Raw genomic sequence first — 25,259 nt, 5'->3', positions numbered from 1 at the left:
AAAGAATTCCGCATGCCAAAAAAACCTAGCCCAGCCAAGAAAGAGAAGTCCGCATCCAGCGAATATTCCGCTAAGCAAATCACCGTCCTCGAAGGATTAGATCCGGTTCGCAAGCGTCCGGGTATGTACATCGGTAACACGGCCGAGGCAGGTTTGCATCACTTGATTTGGGAAGTGGTCGACAACTCGATTGACGAAGCCATGGCCGGTCATTGTACTGAGGTGCATGTGGTCTTACACAAAGATCGACGCGTTGAGGTACAAGATAACGGACGTGGTATCCCGGTTGAGAAGCATGCCACCACCAAGAAGTCTGCCCTGGAAACAGTTATGACCACTTTGCACGCTGGTGGTAAGTTTGGCAGTGGGGGATACAAAGTGTCTGGAGGTTTGCACGGTGTCGGTTTGTCTGTGGTGAACGCGCTTTCTGATTTTGTACGGGCTGAAGTGAGCCGCGAAGGTAAAGTCTGGGCCATGGAATTCACCCGCGGTAAAGTGACCAGCAAGATTAAACCGATTGGGAGCGCTAAGGGCACAGGCACGACGATTATTTTCCGACCTGATCCGGAAATTTTTTCCGTACTCGATTACGACATTCAAACCATCTTCACCCATCTACGCCAACAAGCCTATTTGACCAAGGCGGTCATGGTCAGCGTGGAAGACCGACGCGGTGAAGTGCCTGAAACGTACGCCTTCTATTTCGAGGGAGGAGTGGCCTCATATGTGCGGCAGCTTAACCATAACAAGGTTGCCAAGCACGAGAACGTCTTTAGCATGAGCAAGGAGCTGAGCGATGTGCAGGTGGAAATCGGCATGCAGTATACCGATGACCTGAGCGAGAATCTCATTTCCTTTGCCAACAACATTCACACGGTAGAAGGCGGTATGCACGTGATTGGTTTCCGCACCGCCCTTACTCGCGCCTTAAATAACTACGCGCGCAAGAACGAGATTCTAAAAGAGAAAGATACTAACCTGACTGGTGAAGATGTGCGCGAAGGTTTGACCGCCATTATTTCCGTGAAGGTGAAAGAACCGCAGTTTGAAGGTCAGACCAAGGCAAAGTTGGGTAATGCCGAAGTAAAGGGCATTGTGGACCAAGCTTTTTCTGAAGCCTTTGCTATTTACCTAGAGGAACATCCACGCGACGCTGAAGCAATTATCAGCAAGTGTATCTTAACGGCCCAGGCTCGAGTAGCTGCTCGAGCAGCTCGCGATACTGTGCTGCGTAAAGGTGCTCTGGATGGACTGACACTGCCGGGTAAATTGGCTGACTGTTCATCTCGCGATCCAAAAGAGAGTGAGCTCTATCTGGTCGAGGGTGACTCGGCTGGTGGTTCAGCCAAACAGGGACGTAATCGTGAGTTCCAGGCTATCTTGCCTCTCCGCGGTAAGATTCTGAACGTGGAAAAAGCCCGCCTCGATAAAATGCTAGCCAATAATGAAATCAAGTCCCTGGTCATTGCCATGGGCACTAATATTGGCGAGCAGTTTTCATTGGAAGGCCTGCGCTACCACCGCATTATTATCATGACTGATGCTGACGTGGACGGCGCGCACATTCGCACGCTTTTACTCACTTTATTCTATAAGCACTTCCCAGATCTTATTACCAATGGGTATCTCTATATTGCCCAGCCGCCGCTCTATCGCGTCCAGCGCAATAAAGATGTTCGCTACATTTTCAATGACGCTGAATTAGAAAAAGTAGTTCAAGAGCTGGCCAAGAAGTCAGGGGACAGTGCGAAGAAGGTAAAAGAAGTGGTAGAGGCAGCGCAAGAAGTGGAAGCGGGTGAAGAAGTGCCCGAAGAGGCGGAAAAAGCCACCGGCGTTTCTATCCAGCGTTACAAAGGTTTGGGTGAAATGAACCCGGACCAGCTCTGGGAAACCACCATGAACCCTGAGCATCGCCTGATGTATCGAGTAACTATGGACGATGCTGCCAAGGCGAGTGAAATATTTGATGTGCTTATGGGCGCTGATGTAGCTCCTCGCAAACGCTTCATTCACACGCGAGCGAAGACTGTCAAAAACCTGGACATTTAAGCGAGGTCGATGGAGAGTCAGACTGCCCCACAGCGATTTACTTGGGTGCAGACATACCGTGCCTGGATTCGCCGGCTCTGGATTTTTCGCTTACCAAATGTTTCGCCCGATGCTATCAGCTTAGTAGGTTTCTGCTTAAGCTTGTTTGTTATACCAGTCTTTAGCATCAGTCGAGCTTGGACTATCGCTCTGCTCATCTTTATCCTCTTTCTCGATTGGCTGGACGGAGCTGTGGCTCGACAGTATCAACGGGGGAGTCAACATGGCTGGCTGGTGGATATTGGCCTTGATCGTTTTTCCGAGGCAGTTATCTTCTTACCACTCGGCGTATTTTGGGCTGCACTCTGGTGTGTGAACACCCTTCTTTCTTTGGTAGGTATTTTCTTTCACAAAAGCATTGCCTTGCCTGGCAGGTTCATCTTTTTACTCGCCCTACTCCTGCATGTTGAGGCAAATCCACTCACGCTCATACTCAGCAGTTTTTGGTTGCTTTTACCCATGGGTGTGGCAAATATGTTTCCCATCTTTGCGGTCAAGCTTTTCCCACGTTCTAATTGGCCAGTTGATTTTGGCGCCTACTTTCATGGCCAGCCTTTGTTCGGCAGCCATAAAACCTACCGAGGGATATTGGCCGGCGTGCTTGGAGCTGTGCTGACATTTTGGCTGCAGCGCTTTCTTTACCTCAAGTATACTTGGGTGCAGGATATTAGCCTTTTTTCTTATACCTCGCAGAGTCTCTCCTTTGGAGCTTTACTCGGCTTCGGGGCTCTAGCTGGCGATCTGCTTAAGAGCTTTTTTAAGCGTCGAGTGAACATTGCCCCAGGTCAGTCCTGGTTTCCCTTTGATCAGATTGATTACATCGTGGGAGGCATAGCCTTTGGCGCTTTTGTGTATCTTCCTTCACTCTCGCACATGTTTACTATGCTGGCCTTAGGTTTTGCCTTACACCTGCTCGTGACATGGATAGGGGAAGGGACTGGCATACGAGAGAGGGCTACTTGACCACGCCCTCGTCCGGTTTTGCTGGACTTTGGCGGGCAGGGACTCAGTGAAACGGGAAGGTGTATATATCCAGATTTTCTTTTTACTATGGTTTACCGAGACTACTTGACGACTTGGTAAAAATATCGTATCCTGTGGACATCTGCCCGGATTGGGCGGTTTTTAAGAGCTTCAATAGTGGCATTTCACCTAGTAAATTACATCCGTGAATCGCGTGACGAGCTAAAAAAGGTCGTCTGGCCGACTCGCGGTGAAACTACCCGCCATACCCTGATGGTTATTGCTGTCAGTCTAGGCGTGGCTGCATTTTTAGGGATTGTCGACTATACTTTAAACTTTCTATTGGAAACTTTCCTAACATAAGGATATGCCAAAGCAGACACTGCAAATGGGGCGCCGTTGGTATGTGCTCCACACTTACTCCGGATACGAAGAAAACGTAGCTCGCAACCTGCGACAACGTATCGAATCCATGGATATGGAAGACAAGATTTTTAGCGTCTTGATTCCGACCGAGAACAAAATCCGTATTAAAAACGGTAAACGTAAAGTAGTGACAGAAAAAATCTTCCCAGGATATGTCTTGGTGGAGATGATTGTGACTGACGATTCCTGGTACGTGGTGCGTAACACACCGAATGTAACTGGATTCGTAGGTACTGGTACGACCCCGACCCCAATTTCTGAAAATGAAGTGAAGGAATTGCAACGCCGTATGGGTGTTGAAGAACCGAAGTATAAGATTGACGTGGGTGTGGGTAGTCCGGTCCGGATCGTTGATGGTCCGTTTAAGGAATTTGAAGGTAAAGTTTCTGAGGTCGATGAAGCACGAGGTAAGGTAAAGGTCCTCGTCTCAATGTTCGGCCGTGAAACTCCCGTTGAACTCGACTTTCTCCAGATTAAGAAATTATAACTATGGCAAAGAAACTGAAGACACAAGTAAAGGTACAGATCCCTGGGGGACAAGCTACACCAGCGCCACCAGTCGGTACCGCGCTCGGACCACATGGCGTCAACATTGGCGACTTTGTGAAGCAATTCAATGATGCGACTCGCGATCGGATGGGGGAGACTACCCCGGTAGTCATTTCCATCTACGAAGACCGCACCTTTGACTTTGTATTAAAGACTCCACCGGCCTCTGTCTTAATTATCAAAGCAGCTGGCGTGCCAAAAGGTTCCGGTGATCAGTTAAAAAATAAAGTGGGCAAAATTACCAAAGCACAGGTGCGAGAAATCGCCGAAAAGAAAATGCCTGACCTGAATGCCCGCGATATCGAAGCAGCTATGAAAATCATTGAGGGTACTGCCCGTAACATGGGTATTACCATAGAAGGATAACCATATGCCAAGCGAAGCGATCCTCATTATGCTCATTCCAATTGGTGGAGCTCTCACGGCCATAACGGCGATTGCTTTTTTCATTGGCGCTGGACAAGACACAAAAAGCAGTGGCAAAAAGGCTTCAATTGTGAAGCACATCTACCTGTATTTGGTATCTTTTGTCACTTTGTTGATTATTACCTTCTCGGTAGCTACGCTGCTCAATCTTGGTGCCAAGGCAACTTTTTTGCCTGAGGCCGACGGCGTAGAGTACGGTGCGAATGTTCCTCCTGGCATGTATTTGCCTGAAACAAAGCTTGGTAGTGCTACTTTGGACTGCAGTGAGAATTGCGCTTTTGAAGGCGATAATGCAACCGCATTTACCGAATGGAAATCAAGCTACGTGCAATGGCAAGAGTCTCAGGATAATTCCACGACTCAGAATCCAATGGCATTGGTTACGGCAATTTCTCTCTTGATCGTTGCCGGAATAACCTACTTCTTGCACTGGCGCATGGTGCGGAAGAATGAGCAAAAGCAGACTGATTCGCCGCATGTCACCCGAGCGATTTATTACTGGTCTTTCTCTCTCGTTGGACTCTTGGCAATCGTGATTTCAAGCGGATTCCTCATTAATACCGCTTTACGGGCCTGGATCTATCCAGAAAGCTATGAGAATCAATCAGTGGCAGTTGTTGCGCGGCCAGACTCTCTCGAGTCGCAGGGCGTACAGTCAGTGATTGATTGTGCTGAGGCTTGTGAGTTTAGCGAAGCTGATGTGCAGCTAGCTAAGCAGTGGTTGCTTGATTACGATGCCGCTTATGCTCAGGTTGAAGAAAACGCTCGACCGAGCCGGATACAGAACGAGCTTTCCGTGAGCATTCCATTCCTTTTAGTTGGTTTGCCACTCTTCCTCTATCATTGGATGCGGGTGCGCAAAGATGAGGATGACCTAAGTCCAGACGCATCGAACCCGTCAGTTACTTCTTAATTCTTGAATCCTGAAAGTATTGTATGAGCAGTCGATCAAAGCGCTATAACGCTAATAATGAAAAAATTGAAGCAGCCAAGCTTTACACTATTGATGAGGCGCTGCAACTTATTAAAAGCCAAGCATCTACAAAATTTGATGAAGGTGTTGAGCTGCATTTCCGTCTCGGCATTGATGCTAAAAAGGCCGATCAAATTGTCCGTGGTACAGTGCAGTTGCCCCACGGCACTGGCAAGACCTTAAAAGTGGCCGCCTTTGTGCCTGCGAATATGGTAGAAGAGGTAAAAGCAGCTGGTGCGGATGTGGTTGGCGGTGAAGAGCTGGTAAAGGAAATTAAGACCACCAATAAGACAAACTTTGATGTCGCAGTTGCGCATCCAACCTTAATGAAAGCACTTGGTCCAATTGCGAAGACGCTTGGACAAAAAGGTCTCATGCCAAACCCACGCAACGAAACAGTTACTGCAAACCCTGCTGAAGCAGTGAAGGCCTTGAAAAAAGGTAAAGCTACTTTCCGCTCTGACACCACTGGGAATGTGCATCAACTAGTTGGTCGCGTTTCTTTCGCTGACGCACAACTGCGCGAGAATATTGACGCTTTTGTTGACGCAGTACGTCGAGCAAAGCCAAGCGAGGCTAAGGGCACATTCATGAAGTCAGTGACCCTGAGCTCCTCAATGGGGCCGGGCATCAAAGTAAGCCTGGATTAAACCCGATGGCGCGTCCTCCACGAGAAAACTATCTTTCCTGGGACGAATGCCTGATGCAGATGGCGCATGTGATTAGCCAGCGCTCCAAGGATCCGTCTACCCAGACCGGAGCGGTGATTGTAAATCAAGACAACGTCATCGTCGGTATGGGCTATAATGGCTGGCCGCGGGGGACTGAGCACGATTTCCCTTGGGATAGCGAAGGTGATTTTCTCAACGTGAAAAATACCTATGTGGTCCACGCTGAGGAGAACGCTATCTACAACGCAAATCAGAGCACCAAGGGTGGAATTCTCTACTGCTTACTTTTCCCATGCAATGAATGCGCTAAAACAATAGTGCAAACAGGAATTAAGGAAGTGGTATTTGAGAGCGATCGCAATCACGACCGGCCGGTTTGGGTTGCTTCTCGCCGCATACTTGATGCTGCTGGAGTGAAATATAGACAGTATCGTAGTCAATTAGCTAAAGAGGAAAAATAATATGAAAGTACGAGTTCAGAAACTGCACGAGGATGCGAAGTTACCAGAGTATGCACATGGTGAAGAAGATGCGGCGATTGATCTCTGCACAACCGAGGCAGGTGTGATTCCTGCTGGACAAGCGCGCGGTTTTGGCACCGGGCTGGCTTTTGAAATTCCCTTAGGTCATGTCGGTCTTGTCTGGGATCGTTCTGGATTGGCATTCAAGCACGGCATTACCATCCTTGGCGGCATGATTGATCCTGGCTATCGCGGTGAAATTAAAGTGATGCTGCTGAATACTAGTGGTGAGGATTACACTGTAGAAAAGGGTGAGCGTATCGCGCAGTTCCTCATATTCCAGTCCGGTCATGTAGAAATTGAGGAAGCAGCCGAGCTCTCAGCTACCGCCCGTGGTGAGGGTGGTTTCGGAAGCACTGGTCGTAGTTAACCTGGCCTTTCTTACAAGTAGAGTAACTCATGATATACTGAGTGTACTTTAGCGTATGAAAAACACTTCTGGATTTACCTTAATTGAGCTCCTCATTGTTATCGCTATTATTGGCATCCTCTCGAGTATTGTCATTGCACTTAATTACGAAACGGTTCGGGCCAAGACCAGGGATACTGAGCGGGTATCTTGGCTCAATGATTTTGCTGATGCTTTAGTTTTGTACTATGACGACAATCAGCGTTATCCGGGTCAAAGACTCGGAGTGGGCGGTGCAACCTATACCTTTCCAGCCGGGAACAACTATTTTCACTTCCACTATGGTTACACACAGCTGGATGGCAGTTGCACTGGCAATTATCCAAACCTGAAGTTTGAGAATTCTGCCTCAGACGGTTTCCTCGATATTCTCTATCCAGACTACATCAACATCACGGGCTTTTTTGATCCGCTTGGCCAAGAGGTACAAGACACGCCATATAATTGCCGCTATGTGGTGCAGCAATCTGAGCGAGATGTGAATAACGTGCAGTCATATTTAATGCACTGTCGTATTGAAAAGAGCTTAGAGTATGCCGAAGGGGATAGCGGTACTGCGCCACTCTATTTTGAGCGAAGTGGAGGCAACCCCCCATTCTGCCTGGTTGACCATAATACCGATTAAGTATGGTATGCATCTCAACTCGTCCGGCAGAAATCCCTAAACCGGCTCCAAAACTCATTGGTTTGACCGGCACGCTGGCAGCTGGTAAAGGTGCTGTTTCGGAGTATCTCATTCAAAAAGGGTATCAACATTACTCAGCACGTGAATTTATTCGCGCCGAAATTCAAAAGCGCGGCTTAGCAGAAAACCGTGATATGTTGGTGCAGGTAGGAAATGATTTGCGGCGGCAGTTTGGTCCTGACTATGTTATCGCCACTATGGCCCGAAGGGGTTTAGCTGAATCTGACCGGGTGATTGTGGAGAGCATCCGCGTGCCAGCTGAAGTGGAGGCAGTGCAAAAAATGGGCGGCGTGGTTATTGCTTTAGATGCTGATCAAAAGCTGCGTTATGAGCGCTTGTATAAGCGGGGATTAACTGATACCGATAACGTCACCTTTGCGGAGTTTGTAGCTGAGGAGGAGCGGGAGATGCGAAGCGATGATCCGCATAAACAGAACATTCATCGCTGTGTTGCAATGGCAGATTATCGGATTGAGAATAATGGAGGGCAGGATGAGCTTTATCAAAAAGTTGATACAGTGTTGAAGAAGCTCGAAGGATAGAAAACACCCCCTGCTTGGACAGAGCAAGGGGTGGTTTGTTGTGAATGCCGAGGGCCTGGTGTGCCGATCTTGTGAGTTACTTGCGTGATCGCTCCTCTCCGACCTTGTGAGAGTGGGGGAGACAATCAGACAATGGGCTCACATCAGGAAACCGCGCTGTCCCGCGTAAGGAGGGTATTTCCCTAGTCCATCGGACAGATCCTAAGCTCGGATACGAGATACCCCGAATGAGAGGGAAAAAGGGACTCTACGTATATCCAGCGAGTCCTAAGACTTCGCCAGACTTCATCCACAACACCGGAAAGAACAAAACCACCCTAGCAGTTCTTTTCTTGAAGGGCAAGCCTTTGCTCGGTTCAGCGCTTTTAGTTAGGCGCCGTGCGTTTCTTCGTATTTGCGTTCTTTGACTCGCTGCTTTGCCTCTGAGTCGCCGCGAGCAGAGGTGTAGCTGTTGTGGTCAACAAAGCTCATACGGGCGGCGCGCCAAGCTGAACGCTCCTGAATACGTTTGTGCATCTCCTGGCCGACTTTACGATAGGCAGGATGGCCCTGTGGAGTGGTGCGGAGTTCAAGTAGGTGATAGGCCTCTCGTTCGTTCATCCCAATCACCCAGCGCACTTTAGAGCCGTGCAGGGCAGCATATTGAGCAATCTGAGGAAGTTGCTTGGCTAGCTTGCGATAAAGTTCTTGTGAGCGCTCATGACAAGCCTGAATCTCTTCGCTGAAGCCTGCCTCAATAATATCTTGCGGCATGGCAAAGCCCAGCTCAGGCGAGAAGCGCTGACGTAGCTGCGTGGTCATGCGATGGCGCATGAGATCTTTGTAGCTGCCAAAGTCGGTAACCAGGTCAAAGGTGTAGGGGTAGCCGCTTTCAAAAGCACGATAAGGGCGGTCACGACGGGTGCGGCGCTGACCAATGTAGGTATCAATAATCTCTTTACGTTTTTCTTCTGAAAGTTGCTCAACAAAATCCATTAGCTGTGACAAAGGATGCTGGGCGTAGGCATAGAGGATGTGGGCCAGGAGGGAAGTATCACGATATCGGGCTATAGCTTGACGAAGCGCCGCAGGGTCGCTTTGGCCGTTCAAATGTTTCGCAATATACGCCTCGCCTTCGTCCATAAGGTGTATTTCTTCAGTCGGGGTTTCTGCCTCCACATTGGCGAGTAAGTCGCTTACTAAGCGTTCCATGTCATGTTCAATCGTGGTGCGATATTCATCTCGCTTGGCGCGCCGCACATAGACCGGAATTATTTTACTCAGCTCTCGCAAAGCCGCATCGCCCAGCCTTTGGGTTTCTCGAAAATGACTGGAGAGTAGAGCAGAGATCATGCTTTGATGGAATCGGCCATTGCCAAAAATACCGACGTTGGTGGTCGTTGCTAGTGGGAGGATATAGCGCAAAGTGTCGCAGGCCTTTGTGCGAATATCCATGTTATAAGTTGTCTTAAAGGCTTTTTGGTCTTTTTCATTTTCCAGCTCTTCATAGTGCTGCTTATTGCCATTTCCTAGCACATCATATTCAGCTTGCTTCAGGGGCAATCGCTTCTTATAAAATTCCTTCATGGGTTCGATGAGGCGGCAGTAGGTGTCAAAGAGGAAGTCCATGGCCTCGGTATATTCATTTGCTAAATCGCTTCCTTCTAGTTCAGGCGGGACAATGTATTTATATTTTCCCTGCGCATCTTTTTGGTCGTAGAAAACATAACGAGTGGATTGCTCGATGGGGGAGCCACCAATGCGACATTCTTCAATTTCTTTCGTGGCAAGTATGGAGATATTTTCAAAAGAGATGTGAGCGCCTTCTAATTCGCCAACTGAATCATCGCCATAGGCAATTAAGACACGCTCGATAAGATCTTCCGCATGCTCGGCGTCTACCACCCCTTCGCTAATAAATTCTTTGAGTAGTACTTCTCGAAATCCGCCACGGGCACGGCTGTAGCGGGCATAGGCTGCTCCAACCAGACCAGGCATGTTTTTAATACAAAAAACATCACCCGTGGGGTCGGTGATATACTTTTTGAGCACTTCGATTTCTTCGGGTGTGAATGTAGGCATGGGTGGAATCATTAGCGGAAAAGCATGGGGATTGTAGGTGTTTTTACAGCTTTTTTCAAGTGATGCATCATTGGATAAAAAACTTGGAATTTGGCTCTTGCGTATGCTAAACTTGGCCTGTGAAAAAGAAGCAAAGCGGAAAACTGATCGTACTCGACGGGGTGGATGGATCTGGCAAGGCAACGCAAGCTGGTCTCCTTATTCAGCGTCTAAAAAAGCAGGGGTATCAGACTGCCTTAGCTGATTTTCCTCGTTATGATGAAAGTTTCTTTGGGGCCATGGTCGGTCAATTCATTCAGGGCAAATTTGGACCGACACTAAAAGTGAATCCTTATCTTGCCTCACTCTTGTATGCACTTGATCGTTGGCAGGCAAAGGATCAGTTGAATAAATGGTTAGCGCAAGGGAAAGTAGTTGTCTGTAATCGCTATACTTCCTCAAGCATGATGCATCAGGCGGCCAAGTTTCAAACAGCTTTGGAGCAGAAGGAGTATCTCCATTGGTTAGAAGAAATGGAGTATCACATACTTGGAGTGCTCAAGCCTGATCTGACTGTTTTTCTCTCCGTGCCGCATACCATAGGACGTAAGCTCGTACGAGCAAAAGGTCATCGTAATTACCTGGGCGGAAAGGCTGTCGATAGTCTGGAAAAGAATAAACGTCATCAGCAGACGAGTTGGGAAATGGCGCATCGCTTATCAGCACGTTTTTCCTGGAAGGTGATAACGTGTACCAAAAATGGCGTGATGCAGGATCGCGAACATATTGCTGAGCAAGTCTGGAAGACTGTACAAGAAGTGCTAAAATAATCTCATGGCTACCTACGAAACAATTATTGGATTAGAAATTCACGTACAGCTAAAAACGAAGAGCAAACTCTTTTGCGCTTGTGATAATACCGGTGAAGGACAAGCCCCCAACACTACTATCTGTGAGATTTGTACTGCGCAGCCAGGTACTCTCCCTGTGCCTAATCAGCAAGCGATTGACTGGTCAGTTTTGGCTGCCCTCGGCCTCAACTGCAAAATAAACACTGAGTCAAAGTTTGACCGTAAACACTATTTTTACCCCGATCTCTCGAAAGGTTATCAAATCTCTCAGTTGGATCAGCCGATTGGGGAGAATGGTTACCTGGATGTGGTTGAGGGCGAGCAAGCGCATCGGGTGCGGATTGAGCGTCTGCATTTAGAAGAGGATTCAGCCAAGCTTTTACACGAACCGGGTCAGGAGATGACGCAAATCGATTTTAATAGAGCAGGCACCCCCTTAGCTGAGATTGTCACCAAGCCGGATATTCAGACCCCAGCTCAAGCGCGCATCTTCTTAACTGAATTACGCTTACTCATGCGTTACCTTGGCGTATCGAATGCTGATATGGAAAAAGGTCAACTGCGTGTTGATGCAAACATTTCATTGCGTCCAGAGGGTGATACTGAGCTCTATCCCAAAACCGAGATTAAAAACCTGAATTCCTTCCGTTCAGTCGAGCGCGCGTTAACTTTTGAAGTCGAGCGTCAGACAAAATTATGGGAGGCAGGCATGCCGCCGATGCAGTTAGCCACTCGCGGTTGGGAAGAGACAAAGAATGAAACAGTCGAGCAGCGTACGAAAGAAGAAGCAGCCGACTACCGCTATTTCCCTGAGCCGGATATTCCACCTCTACATTTTAGCGCTGAGTATCTCGAAAAAATTGCTGCTGCTATGCCCGAGCTTCCGGCTGCACGTCGTCAGCGTTATCAGTCAGAATTAGGCTTCCCGGTCGAAGTGATAGAGCGTTTAGTGACTGACCAGCATTTAGGGAAATTTGCTGAAGAGGTTGTTTCAGAGCTGCGCGCTTGGATGGAAGCAGAGAACGAGCCGGGGCTGGTTTGGGAGCAGGAAAAAGGAAAGTATGCCAAGCAAGTTGCCAATCTGCTTGTGCATCGCTATGAAAAACTTCGCAATGAAGTGTCGAATGCTAAAGATATCACACCAGAGAATTTCGCTGAGTATGTGAAGATTGTGCAATCAGGTGCGGTCAATGCGCCGGCTGCTCAACAACTTCTCGAGGAAATGGTAAAAATTGGTGGCGATCCTTCTGATATTGTCGCGCAGAAAGGTTTAGGGCAGGTGAGCGATGAGGGTGCTTTACGAGACGTGGTGCAAAAAGTGCTCGATGCGCATCCAGAGAAAGCTGAAGAGTATCGCAAAGGTAAAATCGCTTTACTCAAGTTCTTCCTGGGCCAGGCTATGCGAGAGACACAGGGGAGAGCTGACCCTAAAGTCTTAGAAAAGCTTCTTGAAGAACGCTTGACAAGCGCTTAGAGTTTCTTCATTCCTATGCTATGCTAAAGTCAATGCTACGTCGATTTTGGTTATTTACGCAGCATAGAGCCGAATCGCCTAGAGGGTTTTCTACCATCTGGACCGTTGTTGCTATAGTTGCAGTTATCGTTGTAGTGGTAGGGTTAACTGGTTTACCAAATGCTGAAGAGTCAGTGAATGTGGATGAGGATGTGGCTGATATAAATACTGAGATCACTGATCCTACAACCCGACCAAGCACTAAAGTCTTACTTGCCCAGGAGCTAAGTGATAGCAGCGCTGATTTTCAGTTTAGCGCAGAGATTCCTCCAACTTGGCAAGCTGAGGCCGTCAAGGAAATTGCCGCACTCAATATTTACGACCCAGCCGCAGCGGGTGAGAACACGTTGGCGCAATCACAAATCTTTTTACGCAGCTTCACTGCCAACGATTTTCTTACGCTTTCCACAGTGACTATTCACTCACGTGAAGAATTAACGGTTGTTGGGCGTCCAGCAGTGCGCTATGACATTGAGAAAAAGGCCGGGGTGGGAAATTTTCCTGCCCAACCAGCTTGGCGTAATCAACGACATATGGTAACTGATGTGCGAGTGAGTGATGATAGCCCCTCGGTTTTTTATGTCATTGCCAAACACCCAGATTTAGATCAGTCCGTGTATGATCGTTTTTTAGAGTCACTTGTCGTTGACACTGCAGCACTTCCGACTGCGCATCTCCTTGAACCAATTGAGCAGTTTCGTGATCGTATAACCTTGAAACATTTTGGTCAGTACATCACTGCGCAAAACTCTCCAGTTCAACCCGAACGATTCAGTGGTTTTCATACTGCTGTTGATGTTGAGTTTGGTGACACCGATGATATTCCTATACCAGTGCGGGCAATTGGGCCCGGGGAAATCATCCTCTCACGCACTGCCTCAGGATACGGCGGTGTTTTTGTTTTACGCTTTCAATGGCAGAGCGAGACCTACACCGCAGTCTATGGACATATTGCGCCAGACAGTTTACCAAGGCTTGGTGCGCAGGTGCTGGCTGGACAAGAGCTCGGATATTTAGGGAAAGGTGGAACAAGCGAAACTGATGGTGAGCGAAAGCATTTGCACTTTGGTATTCACCTAGGGTCTGTGACTGATATTGCTGGCTATGTACAGAGTGAGGCCGCTCTCACTCCTTGGGTTAATCCCTTAGCATTGTAGTAGAAAGAAGCCACGAACGAGTGTCCGTGGCTTCGGGTTGAGATTTAGGCTTGGCTGATACGCCGGACGCCCAGCATTTTTGCCAAGATGAGAGAAAGTACAGCGGCTAGCATGGAGGCAAGGGCTCCCAGCTTGGCCGCATCGAGCAGAGGTCCGGCTGGCAGAGCCACCGTGGCTACAAAGAGCGCAACGGTGAATCCTACGCCAGCAACAGAGCCAAGGACGATGACGTCTCGCATCGACATCCTGCGCGGTAGACTCAGGCCGAAGCCCATGCCGATCAGCGTAAAGATGGTAATGCCCAGTGGTTTGCCCAGCAGCAATGAGACCATCACGATGCCAGTAGCGATGCCAGCGTTGCCAAAGAGTACTCCAGCATTCACGAGACCGAAGAGACCAAGAATCAGCTCGACAGGTTTCTTCCACCAGTGCTCGAAGCGGTCCAGGGTGTCTTGGCGATTTTCCTCGTTCTCCGCAAAGAGTCCCAGGTCAGCTTTGGCGCTTGGCATCAGCGGGACGATGACCACTAGGGCCAGAGCCGGATGGATGCCGCCGCGGAAGAAGCCGTACCAGCTCATGACTCCCGGGATCAGTAGATAGGGCCAGAAGCTGAGCACGCGCTTGCGACGCATGACATAGGCGATTCCCATGGCAGGAGCTACCCAGCCGAGGAAGTGCAGCAGAGAGACATCGCCGTTGGGGTAAAAGACTGCCAAGACAATGAGTCCGAGCGCGTCGTCGGCGATAGCGAGGAGGAGCAGGAAGGGGATTGCCGGATGTCCTTTGCCAAAGATCATCCGTGCGAAGAGGTAGGAGAAGGCGATGTCGGTGGCGCAAGGAATTGCCCACCCAACCTGCAGCACTTCCAACTTGAAGAGACTGCAGGAGATGAGGTAGAGCACTGCAGGTCCAGTCATACCGCCGAGTGTGGCGATAATCGGAAGGGATGCTTGTTTGGGTGATGACAGCGCGCCTCCCGGGAGAAAAGACTCCCAGATTTCCTTGGCCGCCATGCCAAAGAAGAAGCACATGGCGACGTCGTTGATCCAGAAGTGCACCGGGTAGACAAAGTTCTCGTAGGCCTCGTAGTCGTGATTGGCCCAGATTAGGGCAATCACGGCCGATAGAATGAGAAAGATCGAGTTCTCGAACAAGAAATCAATACCACGGCTGAGTTGCCGCATACAAACCCTCCCTCGGTGTTGCGGAGCCTCGTATAGCTCAAGTTCGGGCGCATTTTAGGGCATTTTTGCGGAAATGTCAATCATTTACTTTTTCCACTTGACGCTGTAGGTTGTCCGGTTTACACTCTCGTAGGAATGAAATACTCTGTACCAGATATTTCGGAGGCAATAAGGCTGATTTGATCCGCCCAGTGGCGGATTTTTTGTGCTCGTTGACATACCTCCGCATAACCCAGTGAGTCGCATATGGGTTCATGTGGGTTAAATAGATTTCGTACCCGGGAGCATTCTTGATGCTTCGGTACGCGGGACTCAGTTCTTCTAGAGGGCACAGGAGTGAACCTTCTGTGTTTAACATCGAAGTTGTTGCTTGGGTTGACAAGGAGGCAAGCAGTGAAGCATGTGATCTCGGTTGGTGATTTCGATCTTCCTTTCATCGATGGGGTTTTGGCAAGTGCTGAGTCCTATCGAATGACTTGGGAGAAGGGCGAGCCTTTGCCGAGTGTTAGCGATCAAGGTGTTGTGCGGCTTCTCTTTGGAGAGCCGAGCACTAGGACCGCCGGATCATTCGAGGAGGCAGCGCGTCTGCTGGGTCTGCCGCATGTGCTGACCTCAGGGGCCGAGGGAACTTCCTTGGTAAAGGGGGAGACACTCGGGGCAACCGCACGAATGTTCTGCGGCTACAATGGGTCAGCCCTGGTGATGCGGACAAAAGTGGAGGGTGCTCCTCGTTGGGTGGCTGAGATGGCTGCACGGCGAGGTATGCAACTCTGCGTACTCAATGCTGGCGACGGTGCGAATGAGCATCCCAGCCAGACCCTTCTTGATCTCTACACCATTCGGCGCCATTTGGGTCGACTGAATGGTTTCAAGATTGGTTTCGTGGGTGATTTCAAGTATTCTCGCACGGTGCATTCCTTGATTCGCGCACTGCGCCTGCTAGAGGGTGTGGAGATTGTACTAGTCTCAGCACCGGAAGCACAGTTGCAGTGGTGGTATACGAGAGGCATGTACAATGTCACCGTGGCGAGTGATTTGGAGACGCTGGCAGGGTGCCACTTGGTCTATGCGACTCGGGTGCAACGAGAGCGTTTCCCGAGCGAGTACGAATACCACAGGGTTGCCGGTCGTTTCACGATTGACCAGGCGGCCCTAGACATGCTTGGGTCTAAGGTCTTGGTGATGCACCCCCTGCCGATCGGTGACAATGAGATTCATCCTTCTGTCCTCGGTGACCCACGAGTCATCATCGACGCTCAGGCAGCGAACGGCGTGCCGATCAGGATGGCCCTTTTGAATGAGGCGCTCCATAGTCGCTGTGCGGAGACACCTCTTGAGGTGATTGGGCCGGAGATCGAGGATGTGCGAAGTGGGTCGGCTGATGAAGCGATTGCTCGCAAGCAGTTGGCGCAGCAGCGCTTCTTGCCCATCAGTAACGGGACGGTACTTGATCATTTGCCTGTAGGTTTTGGCAGGAGGATTCAGTCGGTGCTCGGTCTGGATCCAAATGCGCACTACGTGGGACTTGATCAGGGACTGCGGTCTAATGGTCAGGGCGGCAAGAAGGATACGCTCCGGCTGGAAGATGTTTTCTTGAATGCAAGGGAGCTCTCTGCCATCGGCATCTTGGTGCCTCAAGTGACCATCAACGAAATTCGTGATGGTGTGCTAACGAAGCGGCGGGTGGCGACCGTGCGTGAGATCACCGGTATCGGATCTTGTCCCAACCCGGCTTGCGTGACCAGGTGTGATGCGGAGGCAGCGCTCTATCCTCACTTTCATGTGAACGGAGAAGGGCGGGAAGTCCTGGCCTGCCACTACTGCGAACAGCACTTTGATAGGAGGGAAGTGCTGGTTGACTGAACATGTGCTCTCCCTGGTCTAGGACTGGGGAGAGTTTTCTTTTTTGAGAAACTGCCTGGTAAGCACCTGTGCCTCTTTGGCGCTTTTCACCCAATGTATATTTTTATCCCGCTTGAACCAGGTCATCTGTCGTTTGGCATAGTGCTGGATAGCTTTCTCCAGCTGCTGCAGCATCTCACTTTTTGTTAATTTACCCTGCAGGTGATAGGCAAGATAGCGATACTCCAAACCAAGTGCTTCCATGCGACGATAGCTTAGACCCTGACGATGCAAACGTTTTGCTTCGGCCAGCATGCCTTGCCGCATCCGAGCGTGTAAACGACGATGGATGTTATCGTGCAGTTTTTCTTTTGATAGAGTGATACCAATTTTCAATGCGTCGTATTGAGATTTTACGTGAAGTTGAGGTACGCGGCCAAGGCTTTGGGCAATTTCAATTGCTCGAATCAGACGCACGGGATTTTGAGGGTCAATACTTTTCGCTCGAATAGGATCAAGCTTTTGCAGCATATGAAATAGTTGCGCAGGTGTTTTTTTGACCAGTTGCTTTCGCAGTTTTTTATTCGGCCTTACCTCTGGAAGTGTTGTACCAGAAACAACTGCATCAATATAAAAACCAGTGCCACCGCAGATGATAGGCAAATTATTATTTCGAGTAATCTTGCGAATAGTCTTTTGAGTCTCTTTTTGAAATTGCGCTACAGTGTATTGTCGTGTTGGACTAGCAATATCCAAGAGATAATGGGGGATACTTTGCATCTCTCTCTTTGTCACTTTGCCTGTCCCAATATCAAGACCACGATAGACCTGGCGAGAGTCAGCGGAAATAATTTCCCCTTTGAAGCGCTTAGCCAGAGCAATAGCCAGAGATGATTTACCAGAGGCGGTGGGGCCCAGGATGATTATAACTTGTGTGAGGGACATAGCTAGGAAGAAGCTTCTGAGCGAGCCAGAAGCTTGTAGGTGTAGATTATTTTTCCCTTGATTCAGGTGCGGTTGCTGCCTTGTTCCGCATCTTCTCCTTCGTCCTCCTACGGTCATCACGAAGCATCATGAGATCCTCTGCTACAGAGCCTCGGTGACCAAGGGAAAAGCAGATGCCACGAAGGATATGGGCAATGTCGTCTTTCGAAAAGGGCATGACTCACCTCCAAAGTGAGTCTAGGGAAAAAAGTATTTTGCGTCAATGGAAAAACCCTTCTTTGTTTATGCAACGCCGAAGGGTTTTTGAGAGTTACACCGCCAGGTCCACGTCGTTACCGCCATCTCCAACCCCTTGTCCTGTATCAGTGTGCTCGGTGCTCGTGTCCGTTGCCGGCACGATGGTCAATGGTACGGCATGTTGCCGATGCAGCGTGACAATCCAATCAGTGACGTGACGAAGCTCTTCCTCAGCGCTTTGGGTTGCCTGTGCTACCTTGTCGGCAGGGAAGCCCCCATCATACAAGGTGCTCGGCAGAGCAAAGAGCTTGCTATTCATCAGTCCGTAGAGAGTGATTTCGTCATCCGGCGAGATGAGCGTGCGTAGCTGAGCCAAACGATCAGGCGTTACACCAAAGCAGGCGAGACGCGCCATGAGGGTTTGTCGATACCAAAACGCCGGATGGGGCACTCCAGTTGTTCGATCGTTCTGCGGGGACATACTGACCTCCCGGGCAGTGGGTGTATTATGATGTGCAATATCCAACCGAGGTCGGATAAGGTGAAGATACGAGCAGTCCCACTTTCTGTCAAGATGGATTGAGTAGACGCAGACGAGTAAACATTTAATTACCTGCGTTACCTGCAGCAATTTTTACAGCTCGAGCGAGCGTTGGGCGATCTTTTCTTGAATATCTTCAAAGAATTTCTTCTTGGTATATTCATGCACCTCTTCACTGCCGCGTTTCCGTACATGCAGTTTTGGCGAAGCAAGTTCTTTATCACCGATGACAAGCAGGTAGGGGACTTTGCGTTTAATTGCTTTGCGAATTTTATTCCCTACGGTTTCGTTCATCAGGTCCACATCGACGCGGATGCCTTGCGTACGAAATTCATCCGCCATTTGAAGCACAAACTCTTCATGCTTACTGGTAACTGGAATTAACTGCACCTGACTTGGTGAGAGCCAGAGCGGGAAGGCGCCGGCAAAGTGTTCAATCGCAATTGAAAGGAAGCGTTCCAGTGATCCAGCGACCGCAATATGAAGCATGACCGGACGCACCTTCTCTCCTTTTGTATCAGTGTATTCAAGCTTGAAGCGTTCAGGTTGGTTAAAATCAAGTTGAATAGTGGAGAGCTGCCAAGTACGACCAATAGCGTCCAGTTGATGGAAGTCAATCTTTGGGCCATAGAAGGCTGCCTCACCTTCCTCAACGGTAAATTCCTGACCTTCATCTTTCAGTACCTGTGCGAGGGCCTGCTCAGCTTTTTCCCATACCTCGTCGCTGCCGAGATAATCTTTTTTGCGCTTCGGATCGCGAACGGACAGGGTAACTCGATAATGTAAACCTAGGGTTTTACTAAATTCAGCAATAATGGCAAAGGCGTTTTTTGCTTCCTCCAGCATTTGATCCTGCCGGCAGAAGATATGCGTATCGTCGATAGTAATTGAACGCACTCGGGATAATCCATGCAGCTCACCGCTTTGTTCATCGCGATATTGCTTGGTAATCTCAGCATAGCGGAGTGGCAGGTCGCGGTAGCTGCGTAACTGCGAGGCATAGATCTGCGTATGGTGTGGGCAGTTCATTGGCTTCAGCACAAATTCCTCAGACTGTCCCTGCACTTTAAAAATGCCATCCTTGAATTTGTCCCAGTGCCCGGAGGTCTTATAGAGTTCAGATTTCGCAATATGAGGAATATCAACGAAGTCATAACCCTTGGAGGCTTTTAGTTCATTTAAGTACGCGCTAATTTCACGGATGAGCACAGTACCTCGGGGAGTGTAGAGGGGGAGTCCCGCACCAACGTATTCCGAGAAGGTGAAGAGATCGAGCTCTTGACCCAGTTTACGGTGATCACGTTTCTCAGCTTCTTCAAGCATTTTTTTGTATGCTTCCAGCTCATCTTTTGTAGCAAAGGCATAGCCGTAAATGCGGGTCAGCATTGGCTTCTTTTCATCGCCACGCCAATAAGCTCCAGCGGTCTTTGCCAAGCCAAATGCTTCAGGATTCATTTCTTTCATATCTTCAACATGGCCACCACGGCAGAGATCTCTGAAGTGTCCAGATTGATAAATGGTTATGGCTTGTTTTTCTTTTTCCAGATCCTTAATCAACTCGAGCTTAAAGTCGTTTGTTTTAAATTCTTTCTTTGCTTCATTGGCAGATACTTCAAAACGCTCGAAGCCTTTCCAATCCTGCAAAGTTTTGCGCATCATTTTTTCTATTTTTGGCAAATCCTTATCAGAGATTGGTGACTTAAATTCGAAATCATAATAGAAGCCGTTTTCGATGGCTGGTCCAATAGTAGGCTTTGTATCAGGCCATAAACGTAGTACGGCAGCTGCGAGTAGGTGAGCAAAGGAGTGACGAATATGTTGGAGTTTTTCTGCTTGTTCTTTCATAGGTGTAAATAAATTAATCCCATCGTTATGAACGTTGGGGTCCTTCGACAGGGTTTAGGACGGTTCCACCCAGATTTCCTCCTTCGCCAAGGCTAGGGAGAACACTCTATATATTGTCTTGTTGCTTAGCTTATTGGACTCCCGAGGGAGCGCTGAGTTGGTAGCTCAGCCAATCACAACACTCTCATCCTATATCTGGACCAGCCTTCTTGTCAATAAATTATTGCTCAGGCTGATTAAAACGAATTTCAATATGATCCTCAAGCGATGCAGCCTGAGTGGCCCAAAAGGGGGAGAAGCGAATAGAGACAGCAGCAACCTCTGGGAAGGAAGAGAAGTATTCGAGAATCTCTTGTCGGCTACGGCTGACCAGATTGCTTCGTGAAAAAATTGGATTCGCAAGGGTCGTGCTCGCGTCGATAGTTCCGGTGATGCTTAACTCAGCCGTTTGTGTATCAGTGTTAATTTTTGTAACCGTGGTTTCAATTTCCTCGGCATCAGAGGAGAGGGGAATGGTGTTGTCTGGAATTTCTTCAGTGAGTCGCGTGGCAGCCAGGGCAGCGATATCGCTAGGAAGTATAGCAACGCCGTCCACCTTAAGCGTGAGACTGCCCGTGAAGTCTTCTACTTGGTCGCCAACCTCGGCGCTGAAATCCTTTTCCGTAATAGTTCCGATAAGCGCGTCATCGAGAAGTTGCCACTTGGTTTCTTCACCAGCTAAGCTGTCTTGAAAAAAGCTGCGTACATCTTCAACGATTTGCGATCGTAGGGTGTTTTCAGCTTGTCGTAAATCTTCTGCTGAGACGCTCTTCACTTCTTTTAATCCTCCTGTCATTGCTGTAGTGCTCTCCGCATAGATTTTTTCCTGCAGGCCGGGCCAGAGACCAGGCAGCGTGAAGCGACTTGGTCCAATGTTTCCGATGGCTCCTTTTTCATCAGCGTATACCTCCGCCTCAATCGATGAAGCAGCCGGTACATCAACTCGTTCTTTGAGTCTAAAAAGCACGCCATCTTCAGTTAAGAAGCGAGTGGTAGCTGCCAAGGGCTGCGTTTGGTTCCAGTTATTATAAATAGTTACTCGACCGGTGGCGGTATCAGCCACGCTGCTTCCTTCACCTAAACTCGTGAAGGTGCCTTGTCGAGTGCGAGTAGCTGTGAGGATCATGCCTTGGATAGTTGAGTTGTCGCTTCGTTCGCCACCTTCTGCGATTTCATCTTCCCTCACTGCCACGGGCACAGTTACTGAGTATTCTTGTTGGCGAGGGGTGATTGTGACAATCGTACGCGATAAGGAGAGATAAAGTACGCCGCCGCCAGCGATGAGTACAATAAAAATAAAAATGATTGCTGCTCGAGCATAAGACTTTGGAAGCTGACCTTGAGTTGAATGACGTTTTTCCATACTTAGTCTTGTAGACTGGCCAAGGTTGCTGCTACCTCATTACGTAAGGCTTCTGAGTCACGCACGTAGTAATTTGTCTCTTTACTCTGACCGTTCGTTCCCTCCATAGTGAGACGGACTCGAGCGTCACCCTCATGCGCTTGCAGTACTTGTTTCAATGCATCAAGTGTAGCAGGACTAATGTTCTTTGGTAAGCGAATCACGTATTCCTGCATTGGTGAGTCAGTGTTTCTCGGAAGAGCAGGGGACGCTGCTTGCAGCTTATTCGGGTCAAGCGCTTTGACCGAGTCAGCTAGAATTTTTGGTATGCCGTCCTTGTCGCTGACCTTTCCTTTTACCAGGACAAGTGATTCCTCAATCCATTCATGAGAGGTGTCGAGGTAGAGCTTCGGAAAAACCAGCACTTCAACAGAACCTGACATGTCTTCTATCCGCACAAAGAGCATTGCATCGCCTTTACGCGTGGTGATCCTTTGCACTTGGGTGACTATCCCTGCGATGCTGATCATGCGACTGCGAGGTGCTTGATCCAAGCCGAGGATAGGTGTGGAAATTTTTGCCAGAGCCTCACGATATTGAGAAAGCGGATGATCGGATAAGTAGAGCCCTAGCAATTCTCGTTCCCAGGAGAGTCGCTGCATTTTATCTAGAGGTTCAGCCTCCATCAATGTTAATTTACGTGCGTGTGTATTTGGAAGCATGCCAAAAAGGTTGGTTTGTCGCTGATCTTTTTCTTGCCCCACTTGCTTGGCAAAGGAGAGGATCGTTTCCAAGTTATGGAGCAGCGCGCTTCGCCCACCAACGCAGTCTAAAGCTCCCGCCTTGATAAGGGCCTCCAGAGATTTTTTGTTCACGTCTTTGCTTTGTACTCGTTCTAGGAAATCCTCGAGATTCGCAAAGGAACCGTTTTGTTTACGCTCAGCAATTATTGCCTCGACGACACCTTCACCAACATTCTTGATAGCATTAAGTCCAAAGCGAATGCGATTTGGCTCAGCATCTTGATCTTTCTGAGTAACCACAGTAAAGGTGGCAAAACTTTCATTAATGTCAGGCGGTAATACCTCTATACCAAGGTGCCGGCATTCTTCAATCTCTAAAGCAATGCGATCAGTTGAGCCATGATCCGAAGTCATTAATGCAGCCATGAATTCAGCAGTATAGTTTGCTTTCAGGAAGGCGGTTTGGTAGGCGATCAGGCCATAGCAGGCCGCGTGTGCACGGTTAAAACCATAGCGGGCAAAAGGCTCGATGAAATCAAAAATCTTCTTAGCCGTGGCTTCTTTAATATCGTTTTTCACACATCCCTCGACAAACTTTTCTTTTTGCTCTTGCAGCAACTTCCCAATTTTTTTACCTACAGCTTTACGCAGCACATCTGCTTCACCCATGCTAAAGCCGGCCAGGTCGCGAGCCATTTGCAGCACCTGTTCTTGGTAGACTGCTACGCCATATGTTTTGTCGAGGATAGGCTTCAGTTTCGGATGGAGATATTGCGCCTGACGACGTCCATGTTTGCCGTCAATGAATTCCGGGATAAGTTCCATTGGACCAGGACGATAGAGTGCCACCATAGCGATGAGGTCTTCTAATTCGTTCGGCTTCAAGCTGATGAGATAACGTCGCATGCCCGAAGATTCAAGTTGGAACACGCCAATGGTGTTACCGCGCTGGAGTAGGGAATAGGCTTTTTTATCATCGAGCGGTAAATCCTGCAGTACGATATGTTCGCCTCGAGTCTTTTCAACAATCTTTAAAGTCGTTTCAATAATGGTGAGGTTGGACAAACCAAGGAAGTCCATTTTCAAGAGACCGAGGTCCTCGATCGGATGGAGTGAGTATTGTGTGATAACAGTTTGGTCGCTGGCTGAAGCAAACTGCACTGGCACATACTCTTCCAGCGGCTCTTTGGTAATCACCACACCACAGGCGTGCGTAGAAGCATGACGCGCAACACCTTCAAGCTTCCGAGCATTGTCGAGCAACTCTTTTGCTTGTGGATCGTTATCATTAATCTCGCGCAATTCCGGAACCGAGCTGACCGCTTCATCAATGGTCATGCCCATAGGAATGAGTTTAGCTACTCGATCGCAATACATATAGGGCAGATCGAGCACCCGGCCAACATCGCGAATAGCAGCTCGTGCAGCCATTGTTCCAAAGGTAATAATCTGCGCCACATGATCTTTACCGTATTTTGATTCCACATAGCGGATCACCTCATCACGCCGGACGTCAGAAAAGTCGGTATCAATATCAGGCATGGAGATACGCTCCGGATTCAAGAAACGCTCAAACAGGAGATCGTAGCGTAAGGGGTCGATGTCAGTGATGTTGAGTAGATAGCAAACAAGACTGGAAGCAGCTGATCCACGACCAGGTCCGACAACGATACGATTTTCCTTTGCCCAGGTAATGAAGTCTTGCACGATGAGCAGGTAAGTTGCAAAACCAGTTTTTTCAATAACCGAAAGCTCGTAGTCGAGTCGATCTAGGACTTCTTTATCAGGCTTGGTATCGTAACGGTCGCGCAGTCCGCGCATGCAGAGTTCCCGCAGGTAGGCGTTCGCAGTTTTTCCCTGTGGTACCTCGTAGTGCGGCAAGTGAATTTTGCCGAGCTCGAGAGTGACATTACAGCGTTCAGCAATTGCGGCAGTATTGGCAATCGCTTCGGGAAGGTCAGGGAAGAGGGAGGCCATTTCTTCGGTAGAACGCAGGGCAAAATTTTCCCCCAGGTAGCTCATGCGATCCTTATCATTCTTCTTTGATTTGGTTTGGAGGCAGAGCAGGATATCCTGTGCGTCTGCATCCTCGGTGCTTAGATAGTGACAGTCATTTGTGACTACCAATGGCACGTCATATTCCCGACTCAACTCAATCAGTCGAGTATTCACAGTTTGTTGCTGCGGTAGACTAGGATTGCTTTGTAATTCAAAGTAAAAGTGATCAGGGCCAAATACTTTTTTATATCGCTCAATAGTTCGCTTCAGTTCCTCTTCTTCACCACTTAGGATAAGGGAGGGGATATGTCCGCCAATGCAGGCGGTCATAGCAATAAGCCCTTCTGAGTACTGCTCAAGCAACTCCCAGTCTATGCGCGGGCGATAATAGTAACCTTCCAGATGCGCTCGGGTAGTTAGGGCAATTAGGTTTTTATATCCCGTATTATTCTCAGCTAGGAGGATGAGGTGGTAAGGGCGCTCATCAACCTTTGCTTGTTTTGAGTGACGACTGTTGCGTGCTAAATAGGCCTCAATACCTATGATGGGTTTGATTCCAGCGGCAGTGGCTTTTTGATAAAACTCTACCGCTCCATATAAGACGCCGTGATCGGTGAGGGCGACTGCTGGCATATCCAATTCGACTGCACGTGCAACAAGCTCGTCTATTTTTGGTAGACCGTCAAGCAGACTATAGTGACTATGGACGTGAAGGTGGGCGAAGCGCAT

The 25,259-nt window shown here is 48.9% G+C and carries 22 protein-coding genes; 15 read left to right on the top strand and 7 right to left on the bottom strand.

The window, feature by feature from the left end; all coding sequences use genetic code 11:
• Window positions 1-12 precede the first annotated feature (12 nt).
• The 11 genes from gyrB to H6760_03310 all read left to right on the top strand — a co-directional run bounded on the left by gyrB (window position 13) and on the right by H6760_03310 (window position 8,253).
• The gene (gene gyrB, locus H6760_03360; protein ID USN53188.1) at window positions 13-2,049 is read left to right on the top strand and encodes a DNA topoisomerase (ATP-hydrolyzing) subunit B; all 2,037 of its coding nucleotides are present in this window, start codon (window positions 13-15) and stop codon (window positions 2,047-2,049) included.
• A gap of 9 nt (window positions 2,050-2,058) precedes the next feature.
• Window positions 2,059-3,051 carry a CDP-archaeol synthase gene (locus H6760_03355; GenBank protein USN53187.1) on the top strand — a complete coding sequence of 331 codons (993 nt, stop codon included), beginning with the start codon at window positions 2,059-2,061 and terminating at the stop codon, window positions 3,049-3,051.
• A 177-nt stretch (window positions 3,052-3,228) separates the two neighbouring features.
• Window positions 3,229-3,414, top strand: coding sequence for a preprotein translocase subunit SecE (gene secE, locus H6760_03350; protein USN53186.1), 186 nt, complete (start codon window positions 3,229-3,231; stop codon window positions 3,412-3,414).
• 4 nt (window positions 3,415-3,418) lie between these two features.
• Window positions 3,419-3,964, top strand: a complete 546-nt coding sequence (gene nusG / locus H6760_03345; protein USN53185.1) for a transcription termination/antitermination protein NusG — start codon at window positions 3,419-3,421, stop codon at window positions 3,962-3,964.
• Window positions 3,965-3,966: 2 nt separating this feature from the next.
• The gene (rplK, locus tag H6760_03340) at window positions 3,967-4,392 is read left to right on the top strand and encodes a 50S ribosomal protein L11 (GenBank protein USN53184.1); all 426 of its coding nucleotides are present in this window, start codon (window positions 3,967-3,969) and stop codon (window positions 4,390-4,392) included.
• 4 nt (window positions 4,393-4,396) lie between these two features.
• Entirely contained in the window at window positions 4,397-5,365 is a 969-nt protein-coding gene (locus H6760_03335) for a hypothetical protein (protein USN53183.1), read from the top strand.
• 23 nt (window positions 5,366-5,388) lie between these two features.
• Window positions 5,389-6,075 (top strand): 50S ribosomal protein L1, encoded by a 687-nt coding sequence (gene rplA / locus H6760_03330; GenBank protein USN53182.1) that lies wholly within the window; start codon window positions 5,389-5,391, stop codon window positions 6,073-6,075.
• A gap of 5 nt (window positions 6,076-6,080) precedes the next feature.
• Entirely contained in the window at window positions 6,081-6,557 is a 477-nt protein-coding gene (locus tag H6760_03325; GenBank protein ID USN53181.1) for a cytidine/deoxycytidylate deaminase family protein, read from the top strand.
• 1 nt (window position 6,558) lies between these two features.
• Window positions 6,559-6,987, top strand: a complete 429-nt coding sequence (gene dut, locus H6760_03320; protein USN53180.1) for a dUTP diphosphatase — start codon at window positions 6,559-6,561, stop codon at window positions 6,985-6,987.
• Window positions 6,988-7,042: 55 nt separating this feature from the next.
• Window positions 7,043-7,651 (top strand): type II secretion system protein, encoded by a 609-nt coding sequence (locus H6760_03315; protein USN53179.1) that lies wholly within the window; start codon window positions 7,043-7,045, stop codon window positions 7,649-7,651.
• Between the two features lie 2 nt (window positions 7,652-7,653).
• Complete coding sequence (locus tag H6760_03310; GenBank protein USN53178.1) at window positions 7,654-8,253, top strand: AAA family ATPase; 600 nt, start codon at window positions 7,654-7,656, stop codon at window positions 8,251-8,253.
• Between the two features lie 369 nt (window positions 8,254-8,622).
• Here the strand turns inward: H6760_03310 and H6760_03305 are convergent, their stop codons facing one another.
• Window positions 8,623-10,314 (bottom strand): FAD-dependent thymidylate synthase, encoded by a 1,692-nt coding sequence (locus H6760_03305; GenBank protein USN53177.1) that lies wholly within the window; start codon window positions 10,312-10,314, stop codon window positions 8,623-8,625.
• Between the two features lie 119 nt (window positions 10,315-10,433).
• Here H6760_03305 and H6760_03300 point away from each other — a divergent pair, with 119 nt between their 5' ends.
• Genes H6760_03300 through H6760_03290 form a run of 3 tightly spaced genes read left to right on the top strand, consistent with a single transcriptional unit; the run spans window position 10,434 to window position 13,814 of the window.
• On the top strand, window positions 10,434-11,123 hold the full coding sequence (locus H6760_03300; protein ID USN53176.1) for a thymidylate kinase: 690 nt from the start codon (window positions 10,434-10,436) through the stop codon (window positions 11,121-11,123).
• Window positions 11,124-11,127: 4 nt separating this feature from the next.
• On the top strand, window positions 11,128-12,618 hold the full coding sequence (gatB, locus tag H6760_03295) for an Asp-tRNA(Asn)/Glu-tRNA(Gln) amidotransferase subunit GatB (GenBank protein ID USN53175.1): 1,491 nt from the start codon (window positions 11,128-11,130) through the stop codon (window positions 12,616-12,618).
• 32 nt (window positions 12,619-12,650) lie between these two features.
• Complete coding sequence (locus tag H6760_03290; GenBank protein ID USN53174.1) at window positions 12,651-13,814, top strand: M23 family metallopeptidase; 1,164 nt, start codon at window positions 12,651-12,653, stop codon at window positions 13,812-13,814.
• A gap of 44 nt (window positions 13,815-13,858) precedes the next feature.
• Here the strand turns inward: H6760_03290 and H6760_03285 are convergent, their stop codons facing one another.
• Window positions 13,859-14,998: a Na+/H+ antiporter NhaA gene (locus H6760_03285; GenBank protein ID USN53173.1), complete on the bottom strand. Its 1,140-nt coding sequence runs from the start codon at window positions 14,996-14,998 to the stop codon at window positions 13,859-13,861.
• Between the two features lie 393 nt (window positions 14,999-15,391).
• Here H6760_03285 and pyrB point away from each other — a divergent pair, with 393 nt between their 5' ends.
• Complete coding sequence (pyrB, locus tag H6760_03280) at window positions 15,392-16,861, top strand: aspartate carbamoyltransferase (protein ID USN53172.1); 1,470 nt, start codon at window positions 15,392-15,394, stop codon at window positions 16,859-16,861.
• An 18-nt stretch (window positions 16,862-16,879) separates the two neighbouring features.
• Here pyrB and miaA read toward each other — a convergent pair whose 3' ends face one another.
• The 5 genes from miaA to H6760_03255 form a co-directional block, all read right to left on the bottom strand.
• Window positions 16,880-17,785: a tRNA (adenosine(37)-N6)-dimethylallyltransferase MiaA gene (miaA, locus tag H6760_03275; GenBank protein ID USN53171.1), complete on the bottom strand. Its 906-nt coding sequence runs from the start codon at window positions 17,783-17,785 to the stop codon at window positions 16,880-16,882.
• 310 nt (window positions 17,786-18,095) lie between these two features.
• On the bottom strand, window positions 18,096-18,503 hold the full coding sequence (locus tag H6760_03270; protein ID USN53170.1) for a hypothetical protein: 408 nt from the start codon (window positions 18,501-18,503) through the stop codon (window positions 18,096-18,098).
• A gap of 153 nt (window positions 18,504-18,656) precedes the next feature.
• Window positions 18,657-20,408, bottom strand: coding sequence for a threonine--tRNA ligase (locus H6760_03265; protein ID USN53169.1), 1,752 nt, complete (start codon window positions 20,406-20,408; stop codon window positions 18,657-18,659).
• 220 nt (window positions 20,409-20,628) lie between these two features.
• Window positions 20,629-21,810 carry a baseplate J/gp47 family protein gene (locus H6760_03260; protein USN53168.1) on the bottom strand — a complete coding sequence of 394 codons (1,182 nt, stop codon included), beginning with the start codon at window positions 21,808-21,810 and terminating at the stop codon, window positions 20,629-20,631.
• Window positions 21,811-21,812: 2 nt separating this feature from the next.
• A complete protein-coding gene (locus H6760_03255; protein USN53167.1) occupies window positions 21,813-25,259 on the bottom strand; it encodes a DNA polymerase III subunit alpha in 3,447 nt (1,148 codons plus the stop codon).

The organism is Candidatus Nomurabacteria bacterium, from assembly GCA_023898465.1.
Classification (GTDB): domain Bacteria; phylum Patescibacteriota; class Patescibacteriia; order HK-STAS-PATE-3; family HK-STAS-PATE-3; genus HK-STAS-PATE-3.
Note: the sequence above shows the minus strand (reverse complement) of the source record. Positions and strands in the feature narration are given on the sequence as shown.